General features: G+C 56.2%; 22 protein-coding genes. 10 read left to right on the forward strand and 12 right to left on the reverse strand.

Features of this window, described 5'->3' with window-relative positions:
* The first annotated feature begins 448 nt into the window (after positions 1–448).
* A complete protein-coding gene (locus ACQZ5M_RS19015; RefSeq protein WP_449080553.1) occupies positions 449–2,389 on the forward strand; it encodes a M23 family metallopeptidase in 1,941 nt (646 codons plus the stop codon).
* Positions 2,390–2,432: 43 nt separating this feature from the next.
* On the opposite strand, the gene ACQZ5M_RS19020 is transcribed toward ACQZ5M_RS19015, so the two are convergent.
* The 5 genes from ACQZ5M_RS19020 to ACQZ5M_RS19040 all read right to left on the reverse strand — a co-directional run bounded on the left by ACQZ5M_RS19020 (position 2,433) and on the right by ACQZ5M_RS19040 (position 7,506).
* Positions 2,433–3,473: a sulfate/molybdate ABC transporter ATP-binding protein gene (locus ACQZ5M_RS19020; RefSeq protein WP_296017774.1), complete on the reverse strand. Its 1,041-nt coding sequence runs from the start codon at positions 3,471–3,473 to the stop codon at positions 2,433–2,435.
* Positions 3,470–4,363 carry a sulfate ABC transporter permease subunit CysW gene (gene cysW, locus ACQZ5M_RS19025; RefSeq protein WP_296017776.1) on the reverse strand — a complete coding sequence of 298 codons (894 nt, stop codon included), beginning with the start codon at positions 4,361–4,363 and terminating at the stop codon, positions 3,470–3,472. Before cysW ends, ACQZ5M_RS19020 begins: the two co-directional genes overlap by 4 nt.
* Before the next feature lie 3 nt (positions 4,364–4,366).
* Positions 4,367–5,188 (reverse strand): sulfate ABC transporter permease subunit CysT, encoded by an 822-nt coding sequence (gene cysT / locus ACQZ5M_RS19030; protein WP_296017779.1) that lies wholly within the window; start codon positions 5,186–5,188, stop codon positions 4,367–4,369.
* A gap of 118 nt (positions 5,189–5,306) precedes the next feature.
* The gene (gene cysP / locus ACQZ5M_RS19035; RefSeq protein ID WP_296017782.1) at positions 5,307–6,293 is read right to left on the reverse strand and encodes a thiosulfate ABC transporter substrate-binding protein CysP; all 987 of its coding nucleotides are present in this window, start codon (positions 6,291–6,293) and stop codon (positions 5,307–5,309) included.
* A 142-nt stretch (positions 6,294–6,435) separates the two neighbouring features.
* On the reverse strand, positions 6,436–7,506 hold the full coding sequence (locus ACQZ5M_RS19040; RefSeq protein WP_296017784.1) for an enoyl-CoA hydratase/isomerase family protein: 1,071 nt from the start codon (positions 7,504–7,506) through the stop codon (positions 6,436–6,438).
* Positions 7,507–7,783: 277 nt separating this feature from the next.
* Between ACQZ5M_RS19040 and ACQZ5M_RS19045 the strand changes: the two genes are divergently transcribed.
* Positions 7,784–8,026 (forward strand): DUF2934 domain-containing protein, encoded by a 243-nt coding sequence (locus ACQZ5M_RS19045; protein ID WP_296017786.1) that lies wholly within the window; start codon positions 7,784–7,786, stop codon positions 8,024–8,026.
* 75 nt (positions 8,027–8,101) lie between these two features.
* Here ACQZ5M_RS19045 and ACQZ5M_RS19050 read toward each other — a convergent pair whose 3' ends face one another.
* Complete coding sequence (locus ACQZ5M_RS19050; RefSeq protein WP_449080554.1) at positions 8,102–9,340, reverse strand: saccharopine dehydrogenase family protein; 1,239 nt, start codon at positions 9,338–9,340, stop codon at positions 8,102–8,104.
* Between the two features lie 77 nt (positions 9,341–9,417).
* Positions 9,418–10,515: a carboxynorspermidine decarboxylase gene (gene nspC / locus ACQZ5M_RS19055; protein WP_449080555.1), complete on the reverse strand. Its 1,098-nt coding sequence runs from the start codon at positions 10,513–10,515 to the stop codon at positions 9,418–9,420.
* Positions 10,516–10,713: 198 nt separating this feature from the next.
* Between nspC and ACQZ5M_RS19060 the strand changes: the two genes are divergently transcribed.
* The 3 genes from ACQZ5M_RS19060 to galE all read left to right on the forward strand — a co-directional run bounded on the left by ACQZ5M_RS19060 (position 10,714) and on the right by galE (position 12,609).
* Entirely contained in the window at positions 10,714–11,055 is a 342-nt protein-coding gene (locus ACQZ5M_RS19060; RefSeq protein ID WP_296017792.1) for a DUF883 family protein, read from the forward strand.
* A gap of 9 nt (positions 11,056–11,064) precedes the next feature.
* Positions 11,065–11,481: a hypothetical protein gene (locus ACQZ5M_RS19065; protein ID WP_449080556.1), complete on the forward strand. Its 417-nt coding sequence runs from the start codon at positions 11,065–11,067 to the stop codon at positions 11,479–11,481.
* Between the two features lie 144 nt (positions 11,482–11,625).
* The gene (galE, locus tag ACQZ5M_RS19070; RefSeq protein ID WP_296017798.1) at positions 11,626–12,609 is read left to right on the forward strand and encodes a UDP-glucose 4-epimerase GalE; all 984 of its coding nucleotides are present in this window, start codon (positions 11,626–11,628) and stop codon (positions 12,607–12,609) included.
* Positions 12,610–12,795: 186 nt separating this feature from the next.
* Here galE and ACQZ5M_RS19075 read toward each other — a convergent pair whose 3' ends face one another.
* Complete coding sequence (locus tag ACQZ5M_RS19075; protein ID WP_296017802.1) at positions 12,796–13,359, reverse strand: PRC-barrel domain-containing protein; 564 nt, start codon at positions 13,357–13,359, stop codon at positions 12,796–12,798.
* Between the two features lie 321 nt (positions 13,360–13,680).
* Here ACQZ5M_RS19075 and ACQZ5M_RS19080 point away from each other — a divergent pair, with 321 nt between their 5' ends.
* Positions 13,681–15,273, forward strand: coding sequence for a sensor histidine kinase (locus ACQZ5M_RS19080; protein ID WP_296017804.1), 1,593 nt, complete (start codon positions 13,681–13,683; stop codon positions 15,271–15,273).
* A 390-nt stretch (positions 15,274–15,663) separates the two neighbouring features.
* On the opposite strand, the gene ACQZ5M_RS19085 is transcribed toward ACQZ5M_RS19080, so the two are convergent.
* Positions 15,664–16,656, reverse strand: coding sequence for a sensor histidine kinase (locus ACQZ5M_RS19085; RefSeq protein WP_449080557.1), 993 nt, complete (start codon positions 16,654–16,656; stop codon positions 15,664–15,666).
* 114 nt (positions 16,657–16,770) lie between these two features.
* Complete coding sequence (locus ACQZ5M_RS19090; RefSeq protein WP_296017806.1) at positions 16,771–17,565, reverse strand: response regulator; 795 nt, start codon at positions 17,563–17,565, stop codon at positions 16,771–16,773.
* A 137-nt stretch (positions 17,566–17,702) separates the two neighbouring features.
* Between ACQZ5M_RS19090 and ACQZ5M_RS19095 the strand changes: the two genes are divergently transcribed.
* Together ACQZ5M_RS19095 and ACQZ5M_RS19100 are read left to right on the forward strand one after the other, a co-directional pair.
* Positions 17,703–17,903: a NepR family anti-sigma factor gene (locus tag ACQZ5M_RS19095; RefSeq protein ID WP_296017809.1), complete on the forward strand. Its 201-nt coding sequence runs from the start codon at positions 17,703–17,705 to the stop codon at positions 17,901–17,903.
* Positions 17,903–18,469 (forward strand): sigma-70 family RNA polymerase sigma factor, encoded by a 567-nt coding sequence (locus tag ACQZ5M_RS19100; protein ID WP_449080603.1) that lies wholly within the window; start codon positions 17,903–17,905, stop codon positions 18,467–18,469. The genes ACQZ5M_RS19095 and ACQZ5M_RS19100 overlap by 1 nt, the downstream gene beginning before the upstream one ends.
* A 40-nt stretch (positions 18,470–18,509) precedes the next feature.
* Here ACQZ5M_RS19100 and ACQZ5M_RS19105 read toward each other — a convergent pair whose 3' ends face one another.
* Positions 18,510–18,980, reverse strand: a complete 471-nt coding sequence (locus ACQZ5M_RS19105) for an Lrp/AsnC family transcriptional regulator (protein ID WP_449080558.1) — start codon at positions 18,978–18,980, stop codon at positions 18,510–18,512.
* 162 nt (positions 18,981–19,142) lie between these two features.
* Between ACQZ5M_RS19105 and putA the strand changes: the two genes are divergently transcribed.
* Positions 19,143–22,823: a trifunctional transcriptional regulator/proline dehydrogenase/L-glutamate gamma-semialdehyde dehydrogenase gene (gene putA / locus ACQZ5M_RS19110; protein WP_449080559.1), complete on the forward strand. Its 3,681-nt coding sequence runs from the start codon at positions 19,143–19,145 to the stop codon at positions 22,821–22,823.
* Positions 22,824–22,887: 64 nt separating this feature from the next.
* Here the strand turns inward: putA and amaB are convergent, their stop codons facing one another.
* Positions 22,888–24,414 (reverse strand): L-piperidine-6-carboxylate dehydrogenase, encoded by a 1,527-nt coding sequence (gene amaB / locus ACQZ5M_RS19115; RefSeq protein ID WP_449080560.1) that lies wholly within the window; start codon positions 24,412–24,414, stop codon positions 22,888–22,890.
* Between the two features lie 169 nt (positions 24,415–24,583).
* Between amaB and ACQZ5M_RS19120 the strand changes: the two genes are divergently transcribed.
* Positions 24,584–25,486, forward strand: a complete 903-nt coding sequence (locus ACQZ5M_RS19120) for a LysR family transcriptional regulator (RefSeq protein WP_449080561.1) — start codon at positions 24,584–24,586, stop codon at positions 25,484–25,486.
* Positions 25,487–25,512: the final 26 nt, after the last annotated feature.

Raw genomic sequence — 25,512 nt, forward strand, 5'->3', positions numbered from 1 at the left:
GCAACAAGCACCAGCTCATCTTTTCCGATTTTCTCTAGAACAAAGGACTTCGTCGCCAGCAGCGCCGCCGCCCTCGTCAGTGAGCGGACTTATAAGAGAACACCCCCAAACAAGTCAACACACGTTTTTCAACAATTTCCACTTTCCTCGTAAATCATTGGTTTTGAACGATAGTTTTGTAGAACCTGTCAGACAGGTATCAGAAACATATCAATGAAGTGACGTTTCCCGCGATATTTCACCAAAAACAGTGAGAAGTCCGGCTGGCATCCCTTACGCCACGTTTTTGCCGCGAGTTGCTCCTATCTGCAGTTCTTAACGAAGAGTTACATCGGATTGGGGAAGGCGCAGCCTGCGGCCGCGCATATGTTTGACTCCTCTGTCCGAAAGTTGCACATTTTCGTCACATGACTTCTGGAGATCAAATGCAGAAACGGTCGCGACAGGTATGACGGCGGATCGAGAACTGATCCGCACGCTCGGGACCGAACCGCCTATTCTGGCGGAAGGCCGGCGAGCCCCCGACCGGCGCGAGATCTCCATCCGCTGGCTGAGCGGTACGTTTCTGACGGGCATTACCTCTTCCATATTGATGGGCGTTGCTCTTTTTGCAGCGCTAGACGGGCGGCAGCAGCTTGCCATTCCAGCCGAAGCCTTTGCACGCGGCGATATGGAACACTCTCTGTCAGAAACTGTGCGCCGTGGCACCCGGCTTGTCGCTCCAAATATTGCGGCGCGTCCTTCCGATCGTTCCGTCATGGAAGTCTCCACCGTTATTCATGATGGAGACAAGGAAGTGGTGCGCAAAGTTCCATTTGCCCACGTGAAGATTTCACTCGCGGCCAACTACAATACGCAGGACGACTATCCTGCATTCGATCCGCTCAACATCTTTGCGACAGAGGACGAACCGGAGGCAGCGGGCGCGAGCAGGACCGGCACGATCTACGGCTCCGAAGTGGAGTCCGAAGTCAGTTTGAAGTCCATTCCGTTCCCGACCAAAAACAGCCCATACGCTTATGCTGGCGCTATGAGCTTCGATGAGGTGGAAGAGGCCGTACGCTCCAACGGCTCTATCCTGACCGACGGTAACGAACAGCTGGCCGCTCTCTACTATATCGATCCGCGTCGTTTCGAAGCCGATGAGGATGTGGATATCACTGCCGGTCTCTCAGCCCGTGTCGTTGAGCAGAACATGTCCGTTTCCACCCCGCAGGCGCCAACGGTCAAACTGCCTGAATATGCCGATGACGTCATTCCTGTACGGCAAAATCAGACGATGGAAGCTGCTCTTTTCGGTGCTGGTTACTCTAAAGAGCAGGCGAAGCAGATCGCTTCTGCCCTGGCATCTGCCAATGGCACAGCCGATCTCGAAGCCGGAGACGTCCTGCGCATAGGCATTTTGCAAGACGACGAGAAAAGCGACATCGTTCGTGCCAGCCTTTATCGCAAGAACCGCCATGTCGTGACGGTGGCTGCCAACGACAGAAAGACATTCGTCCAGGCGAGCGAGCCGCCCAAGCTTGATGCCGTCGCGACTGCCTTTGATAGCGGCAACGCACCGATGACGGCAAATCGCGACCTGCCCCGGGTCTATGATGGTGTCTATCGCGCCGCGTTAGCCTACGGCATGAATCAGACCATGGTGTCGCAGCTGATCAAACTCCTGGCCAGCAGCGTCGATTTCCAAGCGCAGTTGAAGCCGACGGACTCTCTTGAGGCCTTCTTCTCGGTTGAAGGTCCAGACGGCAAGGCTACCGCACAGTCCGAATTGCTTTATGTCAATGCAAAGTTCGGCGACAACCAGACGCGCTTCTATCGCTTTCAAAATCCAGAGGATGGCAGCGTCGATTACTTTGACGGCGAAGGCAAAAGTATCCGTCAGTTTCTGTTGCGTAACCCTGTTCCGAACGGACGCATGACCTCCGGTTTCGGCATGCGCCGCCACCCCGTTTTGCGCTTCAGCCGCATGCATACCGGAACGGACTGGGCAGCACCGCGAGGAACACCAATCATTGCAACGGGCAACGGCGTCGTGGAGAAGGCTGGATGGGCCTCGGGCTACGGTAATCAGACCCTGATCCGCCATGCCAATGGCTACGTATCCTCCTATAATCACCAGAGCGCTATTGCGAAGGGCGTTGCAGAAGGTGCGCGTGTTACCCAGGGCCAGGTGATCGGTTACGTCGGTTCCACGGGTCTTTCCACCGGCGCGCACCTCCATTACGAGCTGATCGTAAACGGAACGAAGGTAGACGCGATGAAAGTGCGCCTTCCAGGCGGAAAGTCGTTGTCCGGCCAGGCTCTGGCGCGATTCTCAGACGAGCGCCGTCGCATCGACACGCTGTTGAATATCGACGGCAAGGGCGAACAGGTCGCCAGCAGATAAGAAGATCGATAATCAAGACTGCTGATATGGAACCAGCGCTTGCTCAGCGTGAAGCGCGCTCGCTTGCGGGAAAAATCTTGGCGCGCCGAATGACAACGTGACCTTGATCTCCGGCCTCAACCGAGGATTCCGGCGGCACGTCGAACTCCAGAAGATCGCCCTGTCGGGTGGTGGCAATGACACGGCGTTCGCCTGCCCTGTCCAGAACACGGGTCACCTGCGCGGGGATGCCGTCATGCAAATCTTCCCACTCAAGATCAGCGGGACGGGCGTAAATCTCAACCGGGCCATCAGACTGCCCATAAGCAAACTGAACCTCGGTGTTTCCAACATAGACCTTACCGTTCTTCGCCACGCCCGAAACCTTGTTCGTGTCACCGAGAAAGGTCATGACGAAGGCGCTATTTGGCTGGCGGCACACCTCTTTCGGCGTGCCTTGCTGTACGATTTCACCCTGGTTGAGAATGACCACACGATCGGCGAGATCGAGCGCTTCCTCCTGATCGTGAGTGACGAAAATAGTTGTGATGCCGAGTTCATCATGGATTTCGCGAAGCCACCGACGAAGATCGCGACGGACATTGGCATCGAGCGCACCGAAGGGCTCATCGAGGAGCAGTACTTTGGGATCGACAGAAAGCGCGCGTGCCAAGGCAACCCGTTGCCTTTGACCACCGGAAATCTGCGCGGGAAACCTGTCACCTAGCCCCTCGAGCCTGACCAGCCGGAGCAATTCCTGTACACGCGCCTCGATTTCAGCGCGGCTGCGTTTGACCTTGGAAACCTTCATTCCGAAAGCGATATTCTCGGTCAGCGTCATATGCGGGAAAAGTGCATAATGCTGGAAAACAAAGCCAACACCGCGATCGCGGACCGGAATGTCGGTTGCATCCGTATCGCCGAAATAGATCTGCCCGCCATCGCTATATTCCAGCCCCGCGACCATGCGCAGGATGGTCGTCTTGCCGGAGCCCGAGGGGCCAAGAAGCGCCAGAAGCTCTCCGCTTTCGATATCAAGCGAAACATCGCGCACAGCGCGAAACGTGTCGAAGGTTTTGACGACATTTTGCAGGCGGATCTTCATGAATTCGTCTCCGTGGCGGCTGCACTGGCAACACTCACCTTTTTTCGGCCGCGACCTGCGCCACGCCGCTCCAATACGACTTTGGCGATGATAGTGACAACGGCGAGCGCTGCCAGAATAGAGGCCGAGGCAAAGGCGCCGGCGGCCTGATAGTCATGATAGAGAAGCTCGATATGCAAAGGCAGCGTATTTGTCTGTCCGCGAATATTGCCGGACACGATGGAAACCGCGCCAAACTCTCCCATCACACGAGCATTGCACAGCACCACGCCGTAGAGGAGCGCCCATTTGATGTTGGGCAGCGTGACGGAAAAGAAAGTGCGGCAGCCGGATGCGCCAAGCGACGTCGCGGCCTCCTCCAGATCGCGCCCCTGCGCCTGCATCAGCGGAATGAGTTCGCGTGCGACAAAAGGAGCGGTGACGAACATCGATGCAATGACGATGCCCGGTAAAGCAAAGAGAATTTTGATTTCGTAGGCGTCCAGCAACGGACCGAAAAGCCCCTGCAAGCCATAAACAAAAAGATAGGCGACACCGGCCACGATCGGCGAAATGGAGAATGGGATCTCCACGACGACCAGCAGAAAGCGCTTGCCCCAGAAGTCGAACTTGGTAATCGACCAGGCGGCGGCAACTCCGAACAGCGTATTGACCGGCACTGCGATGAGCGCGGTGATCACCGTCAGCATAATTGCGTGTCGCGTGTCGGGATGATTGATGGTCGCGCCATAGGCTTTCAGCCCCTGCGAGAAAGCTTCAAAAGCGATCACGAGCAACGGAGCGACGACGAGAAAAGCACCCGTTATCAGGACAAAGCCAATCAGACTGCGGCGCACCCAGGGAGTGTCGCCCACGCGTGGCGGCTTACGACGGGAGGCGATAGTGCTCATTTTCTAGCTCCTCACCGTATAGCGAAGTGCGCGCGACTGAAGATAATTGGTGAGCGCCAGCATGATGAAGGCGGTGATCAGGAGAACGGATGCGATAGCCGCTGCCGCCTGATAATCATATTCCTCCAGTCGGATGAAAATCAGCAGCGAAGTAATTTCGGTAGAAAACGGCTGATTGCCGGCAATGAAGATGATGGCGCCGAATTCGCCCAGGCTGCGGGCAAAGGAGAGCGACAGTCCGGCTAGAAGCGCAGGCGTCAAAAGTGGCAAGATGATCTTGCGGAAAATCGCCAGGTCGGACCCGCCTAGCGACTGAGCGGCCTCTTCCAGCGCAGGGTCAAGATCTTCAAGCACGGGCTGAACCGTGCGAACGATGAAGGGAAGACTGGTAAAGGCCATGGCGACGATGATGCCGAGCGGCGTATAGGCGACCTTCACTCCTATTTGCGCAAGTGCAGAGCCAAACCATCCGTTTCCAGCAAACAGCGCTGTCAGCGCAATCCCCGCAACGGCCGTCGGCAACGCGAAGGGCAGATCGACTATGGCATCGACCAGACGCCAGCCTGGAAAACGATAGCGCGTGAGTACCCATGCGAGCGCGAGGCCAAAGATGACGTTGAAGATCGTCGCGGCGAGTGCGCAAAGCACAGTGACGCGATAGCTCGCAACGGCGCGAGGAGACGATATGATGCTCCAGTACTCCGCCGGTCCGAGGCTCGCCGCCTTGAAGACCAGTGCTGCCAGAGGAAGAACGACGATGATTCCAACATAAAGCAGCGTGACGCCAAGAGACAATTTTAGCCCCGGCAAAACATTGCGTTTCAAATCTTCCCCCTTTGCATCTGCGAAGGTCGTGTTTCTCGGCGAAACATTAAGATGCTCAAGATCAAAAACGACCCGGCGAGTGTCCCGCCGGGTCGATATCAATCGTGCTTTAGAACGGTTAGCGATTGCCGTAAAGCGTATCGAGTTTGCCGCCGGACCCGAAGTGCTCTTTCTGGATCTTGTCCCAGCCGCCAAAAACATCGTTCACATTAACAAGGCGAATGCTTGGAAACTGATCTTTGAACTCACCCGCCACCTTTTCATCATGAACGCGATGACCGAACTCGGCAGCAATTCTCTGACCTTCCTCGCTATACAGAAAATCGAGATAGTTTTTCGCCAGTTCGCGCGATCCACGCTTATCGACCACCTTGTCAACGATGGCGACCGGGAATTCGGATAAGAGACTGACAGACGGAACAACACCTTCAAACTTGTCAGTGCCATACTGCTTGGCGATGCCGCGCGTTTCGGCTTCGAACGTAATCAGCACGTCGCCGATTTCGCGCTCGACGAAGGTCGTCGTTGCGGCCCGGCCTCCGGTGTCGAAGACAGGCACGTTGGCAAAAATCTTCTTGATGAACTCGTCAACCTTTGCCTGATCGCCATTGAACTTCTCATTGGCGAAGGCAACGGCTGCCAGATAGGTGTAGCGAGCGTTACCGGAAGTCTTCGGGTTCGGGAAAACGATTTTCACGTCATCACGCACTAGATCGTCCCAATCCTTGATATTCTTCGGATTGCCCTTGCGCACCAAAAACGATGGGAAAGAGTAGAAGGGTGACGCGTCGTTCGGGAAATCCTTCTTCCAGTCGGCGGAAACGAAGCCCTGCTTCACCAGGAAGTCGATGTCCGTCACCTGATTGAAGCTTACGACGTCCGCCGCGAGTCCCTCGACGATCGCTCGCGCCTGCTTGGAGGTGCCTGCATGGGATTGATCGATTGTCACGCCAGGATGGATCTTGATGAAAGCGGTGTTTTCAGCCGCGAACAGCTCACGCGCCACATCGTAGGACGCGTTAAGAAGTGTCTTCGGCTCTTCAGCGTAGACGTTGGTAGAAATCAGTGCAGCAAGTGCGGCACCGATAAGCGCAATCCGGTTCATGTAAGCCCCCGTGTATGTCGTAAGGGCGGAAGATAGAGAAGGGCGGGCAGATCGGCGAGAAACGACGAACTGCAACCTCCACCATCCGGAGAATGTTCAACTCATCAAAGCTTGATTTCGATGTAAATTTTTCAGCCTCGCGTCAAAGCCGACGCAAGGGAAAAAGCAGCTGTTGACCTGTGGGCGCCAAATAGCGATCAACATCGATATCGGATATCGCTTCAAGCGAAGCCGGGCTCCATTTCGGACTGCGATCCTTATCGACCAGCACCGACCTCACTCCCTCGTAGAAGTCATGTCCACGCAGGACGTGGCATCCAGCGACAAATTCCCGCTCAAGACATTCGATCAACCCAGCGCTATCGCGTCCCAGCCTTAGCAATTTCAGTGTCAGCTTCAGGCTGGTAGGAGATCGTGTCTTCATCACCGCCATGGTTTCCTCGCCAAAACGATCGTTCATCGTCTCTAGGCTGGCAAGGATGTCTTCGATCGTACCACGCGAAAAGGCAGCGTCCATAACCGAACGCTTGTCCGGGAGAATACCTCTTACCGGTTCGGTAGCAAATCGCAGGATTGCCGCCTCCAGATCGCTCTCGTCGCACACGGCAGTGAGTGCCTCCGTCAATTCGGGCAACCGTTGCGAATCGACATGGTAGTCCGCAAGACCGGCATAGATTGCATCCGCTGCACCAATCTCACTTCCCGTCAGACCCAGCCATGTTCCCGTTTCCCCAGGCGCTTTTGGCAATAGCCATGTGGCGCCGACATCTGGAAAATAACCGATCGCGGTCTCCGGCATCGCAAGGCGGGTGCGTTCGGTCACGATGCGGTGGCTTCCATGGGCGGAAATACCGACACCCCCGCCCATCACGATCCCATCCATGAAAGCGACGAAGGGTTTGGGATATCGGGAGATTAGATAATTCATCGGAAATTCGTCACGCCAAAACCGGGTGCGATCCATCTCCGACGCATGACGGGCATCGTAGATCTGCCTGACATCACCGCCGGCGCAAAGCCCGCGCTCTCCTTCGCCCGAAAGAATGACGCATTTTACCGCATCGTTTTCGGCGAATGCTGTCAGGGCGGTCGTCATGGCGCGGACCATGCCTCCCGTCAGGCTGTTGAGTGCCCTGGGTCTGTTGAGTCTGATGAACCCGGCGCGCCCATCCACATGAGTAAGCACATTGGTGTCGCCAGAATTATTTTCCAAAGGTCACCTCCCAAACGGTTTTTCGAGAGTTTGGACGTAACCAATCTATCACGCAACATTTGGCGAAGGGAGGTTAAACGGAGCATGCTGGCGTACTTCGAGCTAAATTAGATAAGTCGAACATATGTTTTATTGCGTCGCAGCAAATTGACTTGACCGGTTGCCGAATCGTGGCATCTACTACCGCCATAAAAGACCGCGGCTTATCCTGTCCAGCATTGCCGCCGGACCGTGCAGACTGCCCTTATGGGTGAAGGCGTTATTCCAGGAGATAGACATGCAGGTTTCAGAACAAGAGTGGATCAGCAAGCGGGCCTACACACTTTGGGAAAGCGAGGGCCGTCCCAATGGACGGGACGCCGAGCATTGGGACCAGGCAACAAGAGAGTTTACGCTGCTGCAGAACACCAAGGCAACCAAGCCGGCGCATCGTAAAAAAGGTGAGATCAAAGTTTCGTCTTTGGCCGAGGAAAATGCCAAGACTAAAATGCGCACGAAAAAAAAAGCAGCGGCCAAGTAACCGCTCCAGGAGCCAACCCCGCATAAAAAAAGTCCCGCACGAAGCGGGACTTTGTCGTTTAGATCGCGAGAAAGCTCAGAAGGTCAGAGCGCGATCGCCGTTCTCGTCCTTGATACGGCTTGGAAGACCGATCTTGTTGAGGATATTTAGGAATGGCTGCGGTGGCAGCTCCTCGACATTTGCCATCTGTTTCACATCCCACTCGCCAGACGCGATCAGCATCGCGGCCGCAACGGGGGGAACGCCTGCCGTATAGGAAATACCCTGTGAGCCGACTTCCTCGTAAGCGTCCTTGTGATCGGCCACGTTATAGATAAAGACTTCCCGCTCTTTGCCGTCCTTCGTTCCCTTGACGATATCTCCGATGCAGGTCTTGCCGACATAATCTGGAGCCAGTGAAGACGGATCGGGCAGCACGGCCTTGACGACCTTCAGCGGCACTACTTCCAGACCTTCGGCAGTCTTGACCGGCTTTTCGGAGAGAAGGCCGAGGTTTTTCAAGACGGTGAAGACGTTGATGTAATGGTCGCCAAAGCCCATCCAGAAACGCACGTCCGCGCCGTCCATGTTCTTGGAGAGCGAATGCACTTCATCGTGACCGGTCATGTAGGCTTTTTGCTTACCGACAACGGGCAGATCGAATTCCTGGCCGACTTCAAACATCTGGTTTGTCTGCCACTGGCCATTCTGCCAGGAGTAAACGACGCCGGTGAATTCGCGGAAATTGATTTCCGGATCGAAGTTGGTGGAGAACCAACGACCGTGGCTTCCGGCATTGATATCGACAATATCTACCGACGTCACTTTGTCGAAATACTCATCCTTGGCCAAGCGCGCGTAGGCGTTGACGACGCCTGGATCGAAGCCCACGCCCAGAATGGCAGTGACGCCCTTTTCCTTGCATTCCGCGGCGCGCTTCCATTCGTAGTTTCCGTACCACGGTGGCGTCTCGCAGATCTTTGTCGGATCCTCGTGGATCGCGGTATCCATATAGGCAACGCCTGTATCCATGCAGGCCTGAAGAACGGACATGTTGACGAATGCCGAACCGACGTTGATGACGATCTGGACACCGGTCTTTTCTATCAAGGCCTTCGTGGCCTCAGTATCCATCGCGTCCAGCGCATGGGCTTCAAGTTTTACCTCGGTCTTGAGGCTCTTCTTTTCACGTACGGATTCGACAATCTTGCGGCACTTATCGACAGTGCGTGACGCAATATGAATGTCTCCCAATACATCGCTATTCTGGGCGCACTTATGCGCCACGACCTGTGCTACGCCACCGGCGCCGATGATGAGAACGTTCTTCTTCATTTCAGGTGATGCCTCCTTTTCCCCGCAGGGATGGCTTGTTGAGTAACGGTGCTACATGCGCTTCTCAGAGAGCGCTGTTACGACAGACTTTGCTGATAGTCGACAAAGTCGAATTCACGGACGGTGCGAATGCTGCCGTCCAGTTCCTTGATGGCGATCGCCGGCATCTTTACGCCGTTGAACCAGTTCTTCTTGACCATGGTGTATCCCGCAGCATCCTGAAAGGACACGCGATCACCGACCTTGAGTTCCTTTGCGAACTTGAACTCGCCGAAGACATCGCCTGCGAGGCAGGATTTGCCGCATACCATATAGGAATGCTCGCCCTCGTTGGGCGCGACCTTCGCGTTTTCGCGATAGATCAGGAGATCCAGCATATGGGCTTCGATAGAGCTATCAACAATAGCCAGGTTCTTGCCATTGTAGAGCGTATCCAGAACCGACACTTCCAGCGTCGTGCTCTTGGTGATCGAAGCTTCGCCCGGTTCAAGATAGACTTGCACGTCGTATTTTTCGGAGAACTGCTTCAGGCGTTCACAGAACTGGTCAAGCGGGTAGTTCTCGCCGGTGAAGTGAATGCCGCCACCAAGGCTGACCCATTCTGCGCGCGACAAAAGTGAACCGAACTTCTCCTCGATCTGGCCAAGCATCTTATCGAAAAGACCGAAATCGTTGTTTTCACAGTTGTTGTGGATCATGAAGCCGGAGATGCGGTCCATGACCTTCTCGACCTTAGCTACATCCCATTCGCCCAAACGGCTAAACGGGCGTGCGGGGTCTGCCAGATCGAATGTGGAAGAACTCACTTGCGGATTGAGACGCAGACCACGAACGATGCCGGACGCCTTGTCGGCAAAGCGTTCCAGTTGTCCTATGGAATTGAAGATGATCTTGTCGGCGTGAGAGACGACCTCGTCGATCTCGTAATCGGCATAGGCGACCGAATAAGCGTGGGTCTCGCCGCCGAATTTCTCATGTCCCAGACGCACTTCGTAAAGCGATGATGACGTCGTGCCGTCCATAAACTCAGCCATGAAATCGAAGACCGACCATGTCGCGAAACACTTGAGTGCAAGAAGCGCCTTGGCGCCGGATTTTTCGCGCACATAGGCGATCTTCTCCATGTTGCGAAGAAGCTTGGTCTTGTCGATCAGGTAGTAAGGTGTCTGCAGCATCGGCCAGTCGCATCGTCCAATTGATAGAGATCATGAGATCATTTTTCCGGCCTTATATGATGCTTGTGACAGGAAAACAAACCTGTCGGTAACAATTGCGAAGATTCACAGAACGGATTTCGCAGACATCGGGAACAAAAGTCCAAGCGCCACGTTTGGAAGTCAGGCGAAATTTGACACTTCAGAAAAGGATTGAACATGGCAAGCGTTCGCAACGTTGAAGACAAGGTACGCGAAACCCTCAACAGCGCTGAGGCTGAGGACGTCTCTGCACAGCTCTCCCAGCTGCGCGACGACCTGTCCAACCTGGCAAGAAGCGTCAAGGCACTTGGCGTCGGCGTTTCCCATGAGGTCAAGGCGCAGGCATCGCGCGTCGCAGACGATGCCATGGCGAAGTCCGAGCAGACGGTTCACGCGGTTAGAGACGAAATCCAGACCCTCAATGACAACCTAGTCTACCAGGTTCAGCGGAACCCGCTTCAGTCTCTCGGCATCGCCGTTGCGACCGGCTTCCTTCTCGCACTCGTCACGCGTAAATAAGGCGCAGACATGCTTCAAGCATTTTTGCTCTATCTGGGCGATACACAGCGTGAAGGCACCTTCGTGACGCGGCGCATCAAAAGCGCAATCGTGCTTAGGGTTCTTGCCGCCTTCTTTTTTCTGATCGCGGTTATCGCTGGCGGTATCGGCGGATCGATCTATCTCGCGAAGGAAATCGGAGCAGGACCAGCGGCACTTGTTATCGCGGGGATTGCCTTTCTTCTAGGGGTGATCATGCTTGTTGCGCTGGCAGTATCGCGCAGACCTCGTGCCTACCGCACACCCGTGGCGTCACCGCTTGTTGCCGCTCCTCTCGCAGTGGAAGCAGTGGCGGCCGGCGCGTTGGGCAAGCGCCCCTACACTGCTCTTTCGATCGCGATGGCGCTTGGCTTCATCACTACGCGGGTTACTGTCCGCAAAAAGTGAAGATTTCGACGCTTCATCTAAACTGAGCACATGGCACTTGAATGTGGCATGTGCTTCCCGCATTTATTTCCTAGGCTACCCCCTGCCCTTCTGTCGACAAAATGATAGGCAGTTTCCAACCGTCATTTTACGGAAGGATTTTGGATGCGCCAGAAAGTTCTTGTTGTCGGTGGGGCTGGCTATATCGGGTCCCACACCTGCCTTCTCCTTGCGGAAAGGGGTTATGAACCCGTTGTCTTCGATAATCTGTCCAACGGTCATGAAGAATTCGTCCGCTGGGGGCCTTTCGAACAGGGCGATATTCGCGACCGAGTACGACTGGATGAGGTCTTCGCCAAGCATAAGCCTGTGGCCGTTCTTCATTTTGCCGCTCTGATAGAGGTCGGAGAATCCGTCAAGAATCCCGTGGCATTCTACGACAACAACGTGGTGGGCGCTCTTACACTCCTGTCCGCCACGATGGAGGCTGGAGTAAAGGCCTTCGTCTTTTCATCGACCTGCGCAACCTATGGACTGCCAGAACGCGTGCCACTTGATGAAAGCCACCGTCAAGCACCGATCAATCCATACGGCAGGACGAAGTGGATCGTAGAACAGGCGTTGAAAGATTTCAGCGCCTACAAGGAGTTGAAGTCGGTCATGCTTCGCTATTTCAATGCGGCGGGCGCGGATTTCGAAGGGCGTATCGGTGAGTGGCACAAGCCGGAAACTCATGCGATACCTTTGGCCATTGAGGCGGCACTTGGCCGTCGACAAGGCTTCAAGGTGTTCGGCACAGATTACGACACGCGCGACGGCACTTGTGTACGCGACTACATACATATCCTGGATCTTGCCGATGCCCATGTGCGTGCTGTGGATTACTTGCTGGCAGGCGGTGACACCGTGGAGCTCAATCTCGGCACCGGTACTGGAACGACAGTGAAGGAGTTGCTGAATGCGATCTCCGAAGTGTCGGGCCGACCTTTCCCAGTCGATTTTGCTGACAGGCGGGAAGGCGATTCCACTACGCTCGTTGCCAATAACGACAAGGCTAGGGACGTACTCGGCTGGGAGCCGAAGTATTCGCTCAAAGATATTATTTCTTCCGCGTGGCGCTGGCATTCTGCGCACAACGCGGAACTGTAAGTTTCAGGCATTCCCGGCGATTGCGCAATCACCGGGAATGCCCTGCATCTTTATGTCTCAATATCTTCTTGGCGCGTCATCAGTTCCGCTTCAGCGGGAAGTGCCTTAAACGTAAAAACACCGGCCGTTAGGCCGGTGTTCCGAGATGAAGCGTCATGCTCCAACTCTCTCCTCTCCCGTAAAGGATCAGGGTTTGGTTGCGCCTGTCTGCGTGGTATCTGTAGCAGCCGGTGTGGCGGTGCTGGCGTTAGCGTTCTTGTCCTTCAAGGTCATGAACTCCGGCGCAGACTTCAGCGATTCCGCAGTCTCAGTGGTCGTCAGACGAACGGTGCCATTGTTGGTGTCGCGAGTGACGGTAATCTTGTCCATTGGCACCGCGACGTCTTTCGCGCCGATTCCAAGGAAGCCGCCGACGCCAACAACAGCTGCGACGATGCCGCCGTTTTCTTCCAGGATGAGGTTGGTGACGTTACCAATGCTCTCGTCTGCGGAGGTATAGACGGAGTTGCCAATGTAATCATTTGCGCTGATCTGATTGGCAGCCTGTTCGGTCAGATAGGAGCCGGATGCAGCGCCTGAGTCAGCTGTCGTCGCGCCAGGGGTTGCCGGCATGGCAGGTGTTGCATTCGGGCTCGCAGGAGCTGTCGTACCGGCTGCTGGCGGATTTGCGTCTTGGGCGATGGCTAGCGGTGCGAACGCTGTAGAACCCATAAGGGCGGCCGTCGCGATCAGGGTCAGAGTCTTCTTCATATCGTACCTTCCTTTCATCGTCTCTAAAACCGGTTGGTGACAGTCTATCTGTCTGTTTGGTCAACCTGTTCGTCTGGCAAACGGCAGGACAGCGAAGATTGTTCCGAGATTTCTGCCCGATCAACAAAGGGTGAAAATCAAAAAATATGCGGCAGATAGCGGCACACAGGATCGCAAACAGCATTGTGTGCCAAAAATAGAGGCGTATTATCGGCAAAATTTCAGCAAGCATGCACTTCTAGGGGCGTTACGATTTCAAGGTTCAGAGCATTCCTTGCCAGACTGTCTCCCACTGCATCGATAGGCACCTACATCGTCATCATGACGACGCTGGTGACACTTCCGCTGATCGTGTTTGCTGGCTACCTCATGCTGCGCCTGGAGGCGGATGAGCGTGAGGATTTGCAGCGCGAGGCTGTCGATGACGCCCGTGCCATCAGCCGCAACGTTGAGCGGCGTCTGCAGGAAATGAGCACGACACTTAATCTTCTGGCGCAATTTCCAGAATTGGAAAATGGCGATCTCGCCAGCTTCCACCAACGCGTCAGCGAGAGCCTACGAAAGAGAGAAATCTACGTCGTCGTTGCGACACGCGATGGGATGGAGAAGGTCAATACCCGCCTGCCCTATGGGCAACCACTCGGCAAAGTTCCTGAAGCAGCCGGTGTCCAAGCCGCAATCGATGCCAAGCGCGTGACGCTTTCCAACATCTTTTATGCAGAGAACAGAAAGGAATGGGTCTTTACCGTTACGCTTCCCTTGCCTCGGCAACTTTCCGCCGCTGGCGATGTGTTGATGGTCACCCAATCGGCACGGGATCTGTCGAACCTCATTTCTACGGATGCGATACCTAACGGATGGTCTGCCGCCGTTCTGGACAATGATGGGCGGGTCGTGATCTCCAGCAATTTGCAGAAAACCGGGTCCGGCGCAGCCTACGAACCGGCAGAGTTGACCTCAAACATAGCGGCTTTCAGCGGAAGTTTCACAGACGCGCACAACAACATTTATGCCTATGCACAGCTTCCCGGCTGGCCATGGAAAGCCATCGTGTCGGGAGCGATCGACCGAAGTGATTCTGCCTTGCGCAGTACATGGCGACAAATGTTGATCGGCAGCTTGGCAATCGTTTTGGTTGCGGTACTTGGCACCTATCTTGTCGGCAGGCAACTGCGTAGATCGGTCGATCAACTCGTGACGGTTGCCGAACGGATAGGCGCCGGGGAGATCGTATCTCGCGTAGAAACCAACGTCGTGGAACTCAACCAGGTTGGAATCGCGCTTTCGAATGCCTCCTTCGATCGCAGTCAAGCCGAGGACCGCAACCAGCTCATTCTACATGAACTGGTTCATCGGTCGAAAAACATGCTGACCCTCGTTCAAGCGATGATGCGCCAACTGGCGCGGGAAAACACGACGGTTGCGGAGCTGCAGAAGGAAGTCGATCACAGGCTTCGCGGCCTAGCCATGTCCATTTCTGCCCTTGCCGAGGTCCAGTGGGAAGGCTTGCCAATCCATCGGCTGATTAAGGGCCATCTCGACGTTTTCGGCAAGACGGCCCAACAGGTTGAGCTTTCTGGCGAGGACTTCCTTCTTTCTCCGGAGGCCGCACAAAATCTAGGCCTGGTCTTTCATGAGCTCAGCACCAACTCTATAAAATATGGTGCGCTCTCGGTGCCGGAAGGTCGGGTTCGTCTACAATGGTCTAAAGACCCATCCGACGATGCTAAGGTCAGAATGGAATGGATCGAAACCGGTGGACCAGCAGCAAGTCCGCCTTCGAGACGTGGATTCGGCACAACCATCATACAACGCCACGCGGAAAGCGCATTTTCTGGCATCGTGTCAGTTGATTATGCACCAAGCGGCTTTAGCTGGACGATGACGGCGCCTGTCAAACGCCTGTTCAAATGAAGCGCGGCAGGGTCGAAAATCGGCCTTAAAAAAAAGTGGAACAAAGAACCGTCAGCAACGTTTTTCAAGCGAGCCAAGCCATTCCCCCGTCCCCGCCTAGAGGCTTGGCGTCGCAGGTTTTGCCCCTGAAAACCTGCACCTGAATAGCACGGCTCTTCCCCTAGAGCCGTGCTTTTCTTTTCTAGCGCCAGCAACGAACTTCACCGTTTTAACGCGATCTCATCCTCTGTCGGAACGTTGAGATGCTCTAGACGTCTTCAACGGCTAGATTTATCGATCACAATCATTCTAAGTTGAAATGGCATCCTTCGAATTCGACCAGCGCTTGAGGGTGTTGGGCCTCGGAGACGCTGCTCGAAGTAGAACCTGTGCATCTGGAAGTTAGACGCTTTACGAAGCCGCAGGCGCAGGAAACCGTAGGAGGTATCCCACTTCGTCCGCCGAGACGTTATAATGCGCTTCCCCTGCAAGTGCTGCAGGAACGACTTTTTCGAGAACGACACTACCGAAATTGCTTCGACGATCGGCTTCCTCGGAGACGGGAATATCCGTCCGAGTTAGCGGTTCGTTCCAACGCACCTCGAATACATCATCATCACGCCGGCATTCCAGCGTGATGGGTAGATGAAGCGCGAGATTGGGGCTGTGGCTTACGGTGTTGACGACGAGTTCGTGGAACGCAAGGCCGACATAAAGCGCGCCATTGGGGTTGAGTAGAAGATTCTCGCCCTTGACCTGAACAAGGTGAGGATATTCCGGAAGATAGAGATCCGACTGTTGCTTCAGCAAGTCAAAAATCTCCGCGCCTCGCCAATCCGAATCGGTAATCAGATCTTGGGACTGGGCGAGTGCGTGCAGCCGTCCTCTAAATTTCCTCAGGAAATCTTCTTTGGTGAAGCTGAAACGCGCCGTCTGGGCGGATAGGCTTTGAATGATCGCCAGCAGATTCTTGGATCGGTGGCTGACTTCACGCAGGAGAGAGCGCAGCAACTGTTCCCGGCGACGCTCGACGGTCACTTCACGTATCGTGGTCTTCAATACCCGCTGACCCGCCATATTGACAGTGGAATACACATGGAACTGGAAGATCCTGTCTTTTCCAGCCATGACTTCAAGCGTGCCGCGGGTACCCGCCGCATTCAGATCTTTCTTCAACTCCGACAGGCGCTGCGCCAGTTCCTTGCCGAAAATATTGCTGTCAGTCGGACCTTCGTCATTCTCGTTCGGAAGGTTCCAGACATCCGGCAGGTTGGCGATAAAGATATAGTCGCGATCACGGTCCTGAAGCATCACAGTTTCGCCGGAGTCGAGCAAAGCCAACACCAGCAAATCGTGCAATTCACCTTCTTTCCGGTCTCTATTGTGCCACGCGAGCCGATGCAATTTGATCTCCTAGCGGGAAACGACGTCGAGCGCATACGCGCTCACGCCGACCATTCGTGCGTCAAACGCCCGGCGAACACAAGAGTTGCGGGCTATGACCACTTTCAGCATGGATTACGCGGCAACACGTGAACTTTCGTTGAAGAATAGAGCCTGACTGATCAACGCTTTGACCATATCCGGATTGAATGGCTTGGTCACGAGGAAGGTTGGTTCTGGACGCTCTCCCGTCAGCAGACGCTCAGGGAAAGCGGTGATGAAGATCACCGGCAGCGTCGTCATTTGAAGAATGTCGTTCATGGCGTCGAGACCGGAGCTGCCATCGGCCAGTTGAATGTCGGCAAGGATCATCTTGGGCTGGGTGCGATGGAAAAGCTCAAGTGCTTCCTTGTGGGTACGGGCAATACCGGTAACGTTGTGGCCAAGATCTGTGACCATCTGCTCGATATCCATCGCGATCAGCGGTTCGTCCTCGATGATCATGATATCGGTCGCGACCTGGCGCGCGATCTCCGAGGCGGCCTCGTCGATGAGCTTGCCAATTTCGCTTTCCGGAACCTGAAGGACTTCGGCTGCTTCGGCCGGAGAGAACTCTTCAACCGTGGTCAACAGGAAGGCTTTTCTTGGCATGGCAGGAACTGCTGAAAGATTGGCAGAAGCCCGCTTCTCCCATCCGGTCAGATTTTCGTCCGTTTTGATGTTGATCGCCACGGAACTAAAGATGGATACGAACAATTGATAAAGTGAAACGCGATCGCTGCTCGTCTTCGGGAAGATGCTGACATCAGCGATCAGAGCCTCGAGGCTAGCCGCCACGTAGGCATCGCCCGTGGACTGAGAGCCGCAAACAGCACGCGCGAACCTGCGAAGATAAGGCAGATGCGGTGCGATGCGTGTAGAAACGGACATGTAATACTCCCCTGTTCATGCGGCCTGCAGCGCAAACCTGAGAAACAAATGCATGACTGCAAAAAAAGTTCCATGCCCTTGGAACGTTTTTTTTGCAGGCGCATTTGTAATGCATCACATAAGGAATACCCGAACTCATGAGTATGTTTCAATCGGATCAGGATTCGTCTGATAACGGAGCGGGGCCAACCGTGCCCGATTCCGGACGAGCGGTCATTACACGGAAACTGAGAGAGCTTTACGACGCCGTTCAAGAAGAAGGCATCCCGGACAAGTTTCTCGATCTCCTGGAAAAGCTTGACGAGGCTGAGCGCAAATCGAAAGCGTCGGGTGAATGATGACCAAAGACGCGGAAACGAACGGCCACAACTTCAAGCGCGAGATGCTGGCGGCTTTGCCAAACCTTCGCGCCTTTGCAATTTCTTTGATACGTTCGCGCGATCGCGCTGACGATCTCGTCCAGGACACGATCATGAAGGCCTGGGCAAAGCAGGAAAGCTATCAGCCCGGAACCAACATGCGCGCCTGGCTCGTCACGATCCTACGCAACGAGTTTTACAGCCAGATCCGCAAGTCTGGTCGAGAAGTGCAAGACACCGATGGCGCCTACACTTCGCGCCTCTCCGTGCCGCCCGAACAGCACGGATCGGTCGATCTGCATGATTTTCGCCAGGCACTCGAGAAACTGCCAGATGATCAGCGTGAAGCCATTCTCCTGATCGGAGCCTCCGGCTTTGCCTACGAGGAAGCTGCGGAGATTTGCGGTTGCCCTGTCGGAACAATCAAAAGCCGTGTCAGCCGTGCGCGCATGCGTCTTCAGGAACTGCTTGGGATCGAAAGCGAAAACGAGTTTGGCCCAGACGCTCAGACGACAGCGGTCACCGCTGCTGTATCCATGCGTTGATCGGCCTGTAAATCATGGGTGCCGCTCCTGGCGGCATCCACTACATCCCCGTATCCTTGACCGATTCCATCACCACGAATGTCGAGGTATTGGCGACACAGGGCAGGCTTGAGATCTTCTCGCCCAGAACCCTACGGTACTTGCGGATATCGGTCGTTCGAACCTTGAGCAGATAGTCGAACGCACCGGCAATCATGTGACACTCCTCGACTTCCTTTATTTTGCGCACGGCCGCATTGAACTCGTCCAATGCCTTCTCTCGCGTATCCGAGAGCTTGACCTCCGTGAACGCGATGTGGTCGAGTCCCAGCTTTGCCGGGTTGAGCGACGCTCGGAACCCCAAAATATAGCCTTCATCGACGAGACGCTTCAGCCTTGTTTGACAGGGCGTTTTCGAAAGCCCCACGCGACGCGACAATTCCAGAACGGACAGTCGACCTTCCTCGCTCAATGCCTCGATGATCTTCACATCGAAGTGATCCAAATCACCTGTTTCTGGCATTTTAACCATTCATTTTTCCCGAATTAATGAAAAACATAAGATCATATTTCCTTTCTTATCTCGAAAATAAGACCATATCAATTTTGTCGCCGGTGATATTCTGCGGGCAGGCATAGAGAAGGCTTGAAGACAGCCACATCTCTTTTACGAGTCCAATCGAGGGACAATCCGATGGCAGGAACTGCATCCACCGTTTCACTGGGCGAAGCATCGCCACGCGGGATTTTTGACCGGTTTGCACCGGGGATCCGCGAGCATAATGCGCTGAGGCAAGCAATCACGGCTGCCTACCGCCGTCCCGAACCGGAATGCATGGCACCGATGCTCGAGGCGGCGACGGTCAGCGACAGGGACGCGGAAACAATTCGCGCAACGGCTCGTAGACTGATTGAAGCGTTGCGGGCAAAAGCGAAGGGCACCGGTGTAGAAGGTTTGGTGCAGGAATATTCACTGTCGAGCCAGGAAGGCGTGGCGCTGATGTGTCTTGCGGAGGCGCTTTTGCGTATTCCCGACACCGCAACGCGCGATGCGCTGATCCGCGACAAGATCGCAGCTGGTGACTGGAAATCACATCTGGGCGGCGGGCGCTCGCTCTTCGTCAATGCTGCGACCTGGGGTCTGGTCATCACCGGCAAGCTCACGTCGACCGTCAACGACAAGGGTTTGTCCGCCGCGCTGACGAAGCTCATCTCCCGCGCCGGCGAGCCTGTGATCCGTCGCGGCGTCGACATGGCAATGCGCATGATGGGCGAGCAATTCGTCACAGGCCAGACCATCGAGGAAGCCATCAGCCGCTCGCGGCCGCTTGAAGCCAAGGGCTTCCAGTACTCTTACGATATGCTGGGAGAAGCCGCGACGACCGCAAAGGATGCGGAACGCTACTACCGCGACTACGAGCAGGCGATCCACGCCATCGGCAAGGCATCGGCAGGCCGGGGCGTCTATGGCGGACCGGGCATTTCCATCAAGCTTTCTGCCCTCCACCCGCGCTATTCCCGCTCTCAAGGCGAGCGGGTGATGGCGGAACTTCTACCACGCGTGAAGGCCCTGATGCTGCTGGCAAAGCGCTATGATATTGGTCTGAATATCGATGCCGAAGAGGCCGATCGCCTTGAAATTTCGCTCGATCTGCTGGAATCCCTGGCACTCGATGCCGATCTTGGAAGCTGGGCGGGCCTTGGCTTCGTCGTGCAGGCCTATGGCCGCCGTTGCCCCTTCGTCCTCGACTACATCATCGATCTTGCTCGCCGCGCCAATCGCCGCATCATGGTGCGATTGGTCAAGGGCGCCTATTGGGATGCCGAGATCAAGCGGGCGCAACTCGATGGCCTGGAAGACTTTCCGGTCTTTACCCGCAAAGTCCACACGGATGTCTCCTACATAGCTTGCGCTAGAAAACTGCTGGCTGCGCGTGACGTCATCTTCCCGCAATTTGCCACCCACAATGCGCAATCGATGGCGACGATCTACCATCTGGCGGGTGCTGACTTCAAAATCGGTGACTACGAGTTCCAGTGCCTGCATGGCATGGGCGAACCACTTTACAGCGAAGTCGTCGGTAAGCAGAATCTCGACCGTCCGTGCCGCTTCTACGCGCCGGTCGGCACTCATGAGACACTGCTGGCTTACCTCGTTCGCCGCCTGCTGGAGAATGGTGCGAACTCCTCCTTCGTCAACCGCATCGCCGACCCGAACGTGCCTGTCGATTCGCTCCTGGAAGATCCGGTTACCGTCGTCAAGGCGATGCCGGTTCCAGGCGCACAGCATGACAAGATCGCCAAGCCTGAAGCGCTTTATGGCGCGCGCATCAATTCCAGCGGCCTGGATCTTGCCAATGAGAATACGCTCCGCGAACTCGGTGAGGCGTTTTCAAGCAGCGTCACGATGGAGTGGAAGGCTGCCGCTCTCGACGCCTCGGGAAATACGCGCCCAGTCACCAATCCCGGCGACCACGACGACATTGTGGGCTACGTGATCGAGCCAACCCAAGAGGATGTTTCAAAGGCTCTGGCGGTTGCGGCAGCTTCTTCCTGGCCGCAGTCCAGCATCGAGACCCGTGCTTATTGCCTAGAAAAAGCGGCTGACCTCATGCAGGCACGAATGCCAATATTGCTTGGGCTCATCATGCGCGAGGCGGGGAAATCGGCGCCCAATGCCATTGCGGAAGTGCGCGAAGCCATTGACTTCCTGCGCTATTACGCGGCGGAAGCGCGCCACACATTCGGGCTCCTGCAACAGCCGCTCGGACCGATCGTCTGCATCAGCCCCTGGAACTTCCCGCTGGCGATCTTCATCGGCCAGGTCGCGGCGGCGCTGGTTGCCGGCAACCCGGTTCTGGCAAAACCCGCGGAAGAGACCCCGCTGATCGCGGCTGAAGGCGTTCGGCTTCTGCATGAAGCCGGCATTCCTGCCGATGCCGTGCAGCTCCTGCCGGGTGCAGGCCAGACGGGCGCACAGCTGGTCGCAGCCCCGCAGACGGCTGGCGTCATGTTCACCGGCTCGACCGAAGTGGCGCGTCTGATCCAGAAGCAGCTTGCCGAGCGCGTCTCAAGCGAAGGCCGTACCATTCCGCTCATTGCCGAAACCGGCGGCCAGAACGCCATGATCGTCGATTCCTCGGCGCTTGCCGAACAGGTAGTGGCTGACGTCATCGCCTCGGCTTTCGACAGTGCCGGTCAGCGCTGTTCGGCGCTTCGCGTTCTATGCCTTCAGGACGATGTAGCGGATCGGACGCTGACGATGCTGAAGGGGGCGCTGCATGAGTTGCGCATTGGCAGAACCGACCAGCTCTCTGTCGATGTCGGTCCGGTGATCAGCGCCGAAGCCAAGGACAATATTGAGAAGCACATCGAATCCATGCGCAGCCTCGGCAACACGATCGAGCAAATTTCGCTCGCCGGTGACAATAGCAATGGCACCTTCGTGCCGCCGACCATCATCGAGTTGAAGTCGCTTGCCGATCTGAAGCGCGAAGTTTTCGGCCCGGTCTTGCACGTCATCCGCTTCAAGCGTGAAAAGCTCGATCAGCTGATCGACGATATAAACGCGACTGGCTATGGCCTCACCTTCGGCCTGCACACGCGTCTTGATGCCACCATTGCGCATGTTTTGTCACGGGTGAAGGCAGGCAACCTGTACGTTAACCGCAATATCATCGGCGCAGTCGTCGGTGTTCAACCTTTCGGCGGCCGCGGTCTGTCCGGCACCGGCCCCAAGGCAGGGGGCCCGCTTTACCTCGGTAGGCTCACACGTGCGGCCCCGGCGGTGGAACGCGCTTCCCAGCACAAGGACCAGGCTGTCCTCGATCTGGCACAGTGGTTGGATACCAAGAACGAAACGCAGGCCGCGGAAGTCGCAAGGACATCTGCACAGTCGTCCGCACTCGGCTTCGAGACGGAGCTTGCTGGCCCAGTTGGCGAGCGTAACGTGTATGCGCTACATCCACGCGGCAAGGTTCTGCTCGCACCTGTTTCGACGCACGGTTTATATCGACAACTTGCGGCAGCACTTGCGACTGGCAACACCATCGTCGTCGATAAGGATAGCGGTCTGGAAGAGGCGCTGGCGGGCGCACCGGTCTCGGTCAGGAACCGGCTGTCCTGGAGCGCCGATTGGCAGAGGACAGGTCCCTTCGCAGGCGCCCTTGTCGAAGGGGATTCGGATCGAATTCGCGCCGTAAACAGCCGGATTGCCACGCTGGAAGGTCCGCTCGTACTGGTTCAGGCGGCATCAATGGATGAGGTGCAGGGCGTGAGCCAGCCCTACAATCTCAACTGGTTGCTGGAAGAAGTCTCCATCAGCGTCAACACCACGGCGGCGGGCGGCAATGCCAGCCTGATGTCAATCGGCTGAACGATAAAAGGCTGGCGGGACTTCTCCTGCCAGCCTTTCTACTTTTCGAATTGATCGAGTGACCTTACTCGATATCGAACGATACGCCTTGGGCCAAGGGAAGCGCTTTGGAGTAGTTCACCGTATTGGTCGCACGGCGCATATACGCCTTCCACGAGTCGGAACCGGACTCACGGCCACCACCCGTTTCTTTCTCACCGCCGAATGCACCGCCAATTTCCGCACCGGACGTTCCGATGTTGACATTGGCAATACCGCAATCGGAGCCATCGGCAGCCAAAAAGCGTTCCGACTCCTGAAGGTCCTTGGTGAAGATGGAGGAGGATAGACCGGCCGCAACGGCGTTGTGTTCTTCGATCGCGGAATCGAGATCGGAATACTTCATAACATAGAGGATCGGCGCGAAGGTTTCTTCAAGAACCGGACCAACCTGCTTCGGCATCTCAACAAGCGCGGGCTTTACGTAATACCCGTTTGCAGCACCGGTATCGACGCGCTCGCCACCGGCGACGACACCACCATGTGCCTTCGCCTCTGCAAGGGCCTTCTGCATTCCATCAAACGCAGCCTTATCGACCAACGGGCCGACGAGTGCGGAGGTTTCGAGCGGATTGCCGACGGATACGGATGCGTAAGCTTTCTTCAAACGTGGCACCAGTTGGTCGTAGACGCTCTCATGAACGAAAAGGCGGCGCAGCGTCGTGCAACGCTGCCCTGCCGTTCCCATGGCGCCGAAGGCAATAGCACGCAGCGCCATGTCGAGATCAGCCGAGGGGCAGACGATGCCGGCATTGTTGCCGCCAAGCTCGAGGATGGCGCGAGCAAAGCGCTTGGCAAGGCGCGGACCGACATCGCGGCCCATGCGGGTCGAACCGGTGGCAGAGACCAGCGGCACCTTCGGGTGATCGACCAGCGCTTCGCCCACGGCACGGTCGCCGATGATGATCTGGCTCAGCCCCTCCGGCGCATCGCCAAAGCGGGCCACGGCGCGCTCGAAAATGCCCTGCACGGCGAGCGCCGTCAGCGGCGTCTTCTCCGAAGGCTTCCAAACGACCGAGTTGCCGCACACGATGGCAAGCGCTGCATTCCAGGACCAGACGGCCACGGGGAAGTTGAACGCAGAGATCACGCCGACCACACCGAGCGGATGCCAGGTTTCCATCATGCGGTGGCCGGGGCGTTCAGTCGCAATCGTCAGGCCGTAGAGCTGGCGCGACAGGCCGACGGCGAAATCGCAGATGTCGATCATTTCCTGCACTTCGCCCAGACCTTCTGACGGGATCTTGCCGGCTTCGAGCGAAACCAGGCGACCGAGATCGGTCTTGAAGGCGCGCAGTTCTTCGCCCAGCAGCCGGATCAGTTCACCGCGCCGGGGCGCTGGCACCAGACGCCAGGCGCGGAACGCAGCGTCTGCCTTTTCGACGATCCCTGCCACGTCGGAGGGGGAAACGGTCTTGAGGCTTGCCACTTGCTCGCCGGTCACCGGGCTGAAGGAGGCCATATCGCCACCCTGATAAAGTTCGGACGAAACGCCCATCTTCGAAAGAAGCGCGGCGGCTTCCTTGACGACATCGACTTTGGCTGCGGTCATATTCTAGCTCCCTTGAGGACTTCGCCACTTCGTCTCGCAGCATGCAAGCGGTGGCTTACGGCAATTGGCGCGGATGGCAGACCACCCATTTCATTCTCTTTCCAGATCATATACGTCTGGAAGCGCCCATTTCAAATGAGGAAAGCGGGTGTGTTGATGCGAGGCAGGAATGGATACGCGCAGACGGCTGGTGCCGGACATCGTTACGTTGCAGGCTTTTGAATGTGCAGCCAGGCACGGTAATTTCACGCGCGCGGCAGAAGAACTGAACCTGACGCAAAGTGCGGTCAGCCGTCAGATCAGCGATCTCGAAGCCCAGACGGGCATGCTGCTCTTCGAGCGTATCCGGCGCCGGGTCGTACTCTCGGATGCCGGGCGCAAGTTTCTGCCGGACGTCCAGAAGCTCTTGCATCAATCCGAACAGTTGATGGTGCGTGCGGTCACTGCTGGCACCTCCAGCACCTCGCTTTCCATCGCCACCTTGCCCACCTTTGGCAGCCGCTGGCTGACGCCGCGGCTCCATAAATTTATGGCACTCTATCCGGATACGGTTCTAACCGTGGGGTCGCGATCACAACCATTCGACTTCGATGAAGAGAGCTTCGATATCGCCATCCATTACGGGCAAGCCGTTTGGGCCCGTGGCACCTGCACCTTTCTCTGCAACGAGGTCATCGTTCCGGTCGCGAGCCGATCTATGCTCACCAAATACGCGCCGAAGACTTTTGCGGATCTTATTTCAAGCCCTCTGCTTCACGTGACAACGCGACCCAAGCTATGGACGGATTGGTTCGAGATGAACGGCATTTCATCCGATGACGCCTATAGAGGCGGCCGGTTCGATCAGTTTTCGATGTTGATCGAAGCGGCAGTTAGCGGCCTCGGCTTCGCGCTCCTGCCGAAATATCTGATCGAGCCGGAACTGGCGTCAGGTCAACTCTACGTCGTTTTCGATGTGCCGCTTAAGACCGACAAGAGCTATCATATAGCGCTCCCGGAGGGACGGCAGGACAATGTGCTGGCGGCAGCCTTTCAGGCCTGGCTTCTCGAACAGGTTGGCAAACCGCTCTAAGTTCGAACAGGGTTCACACCGGCATC

Source organism: Rhizobium sp. 22-785-1, assembly GCF_053521965.1.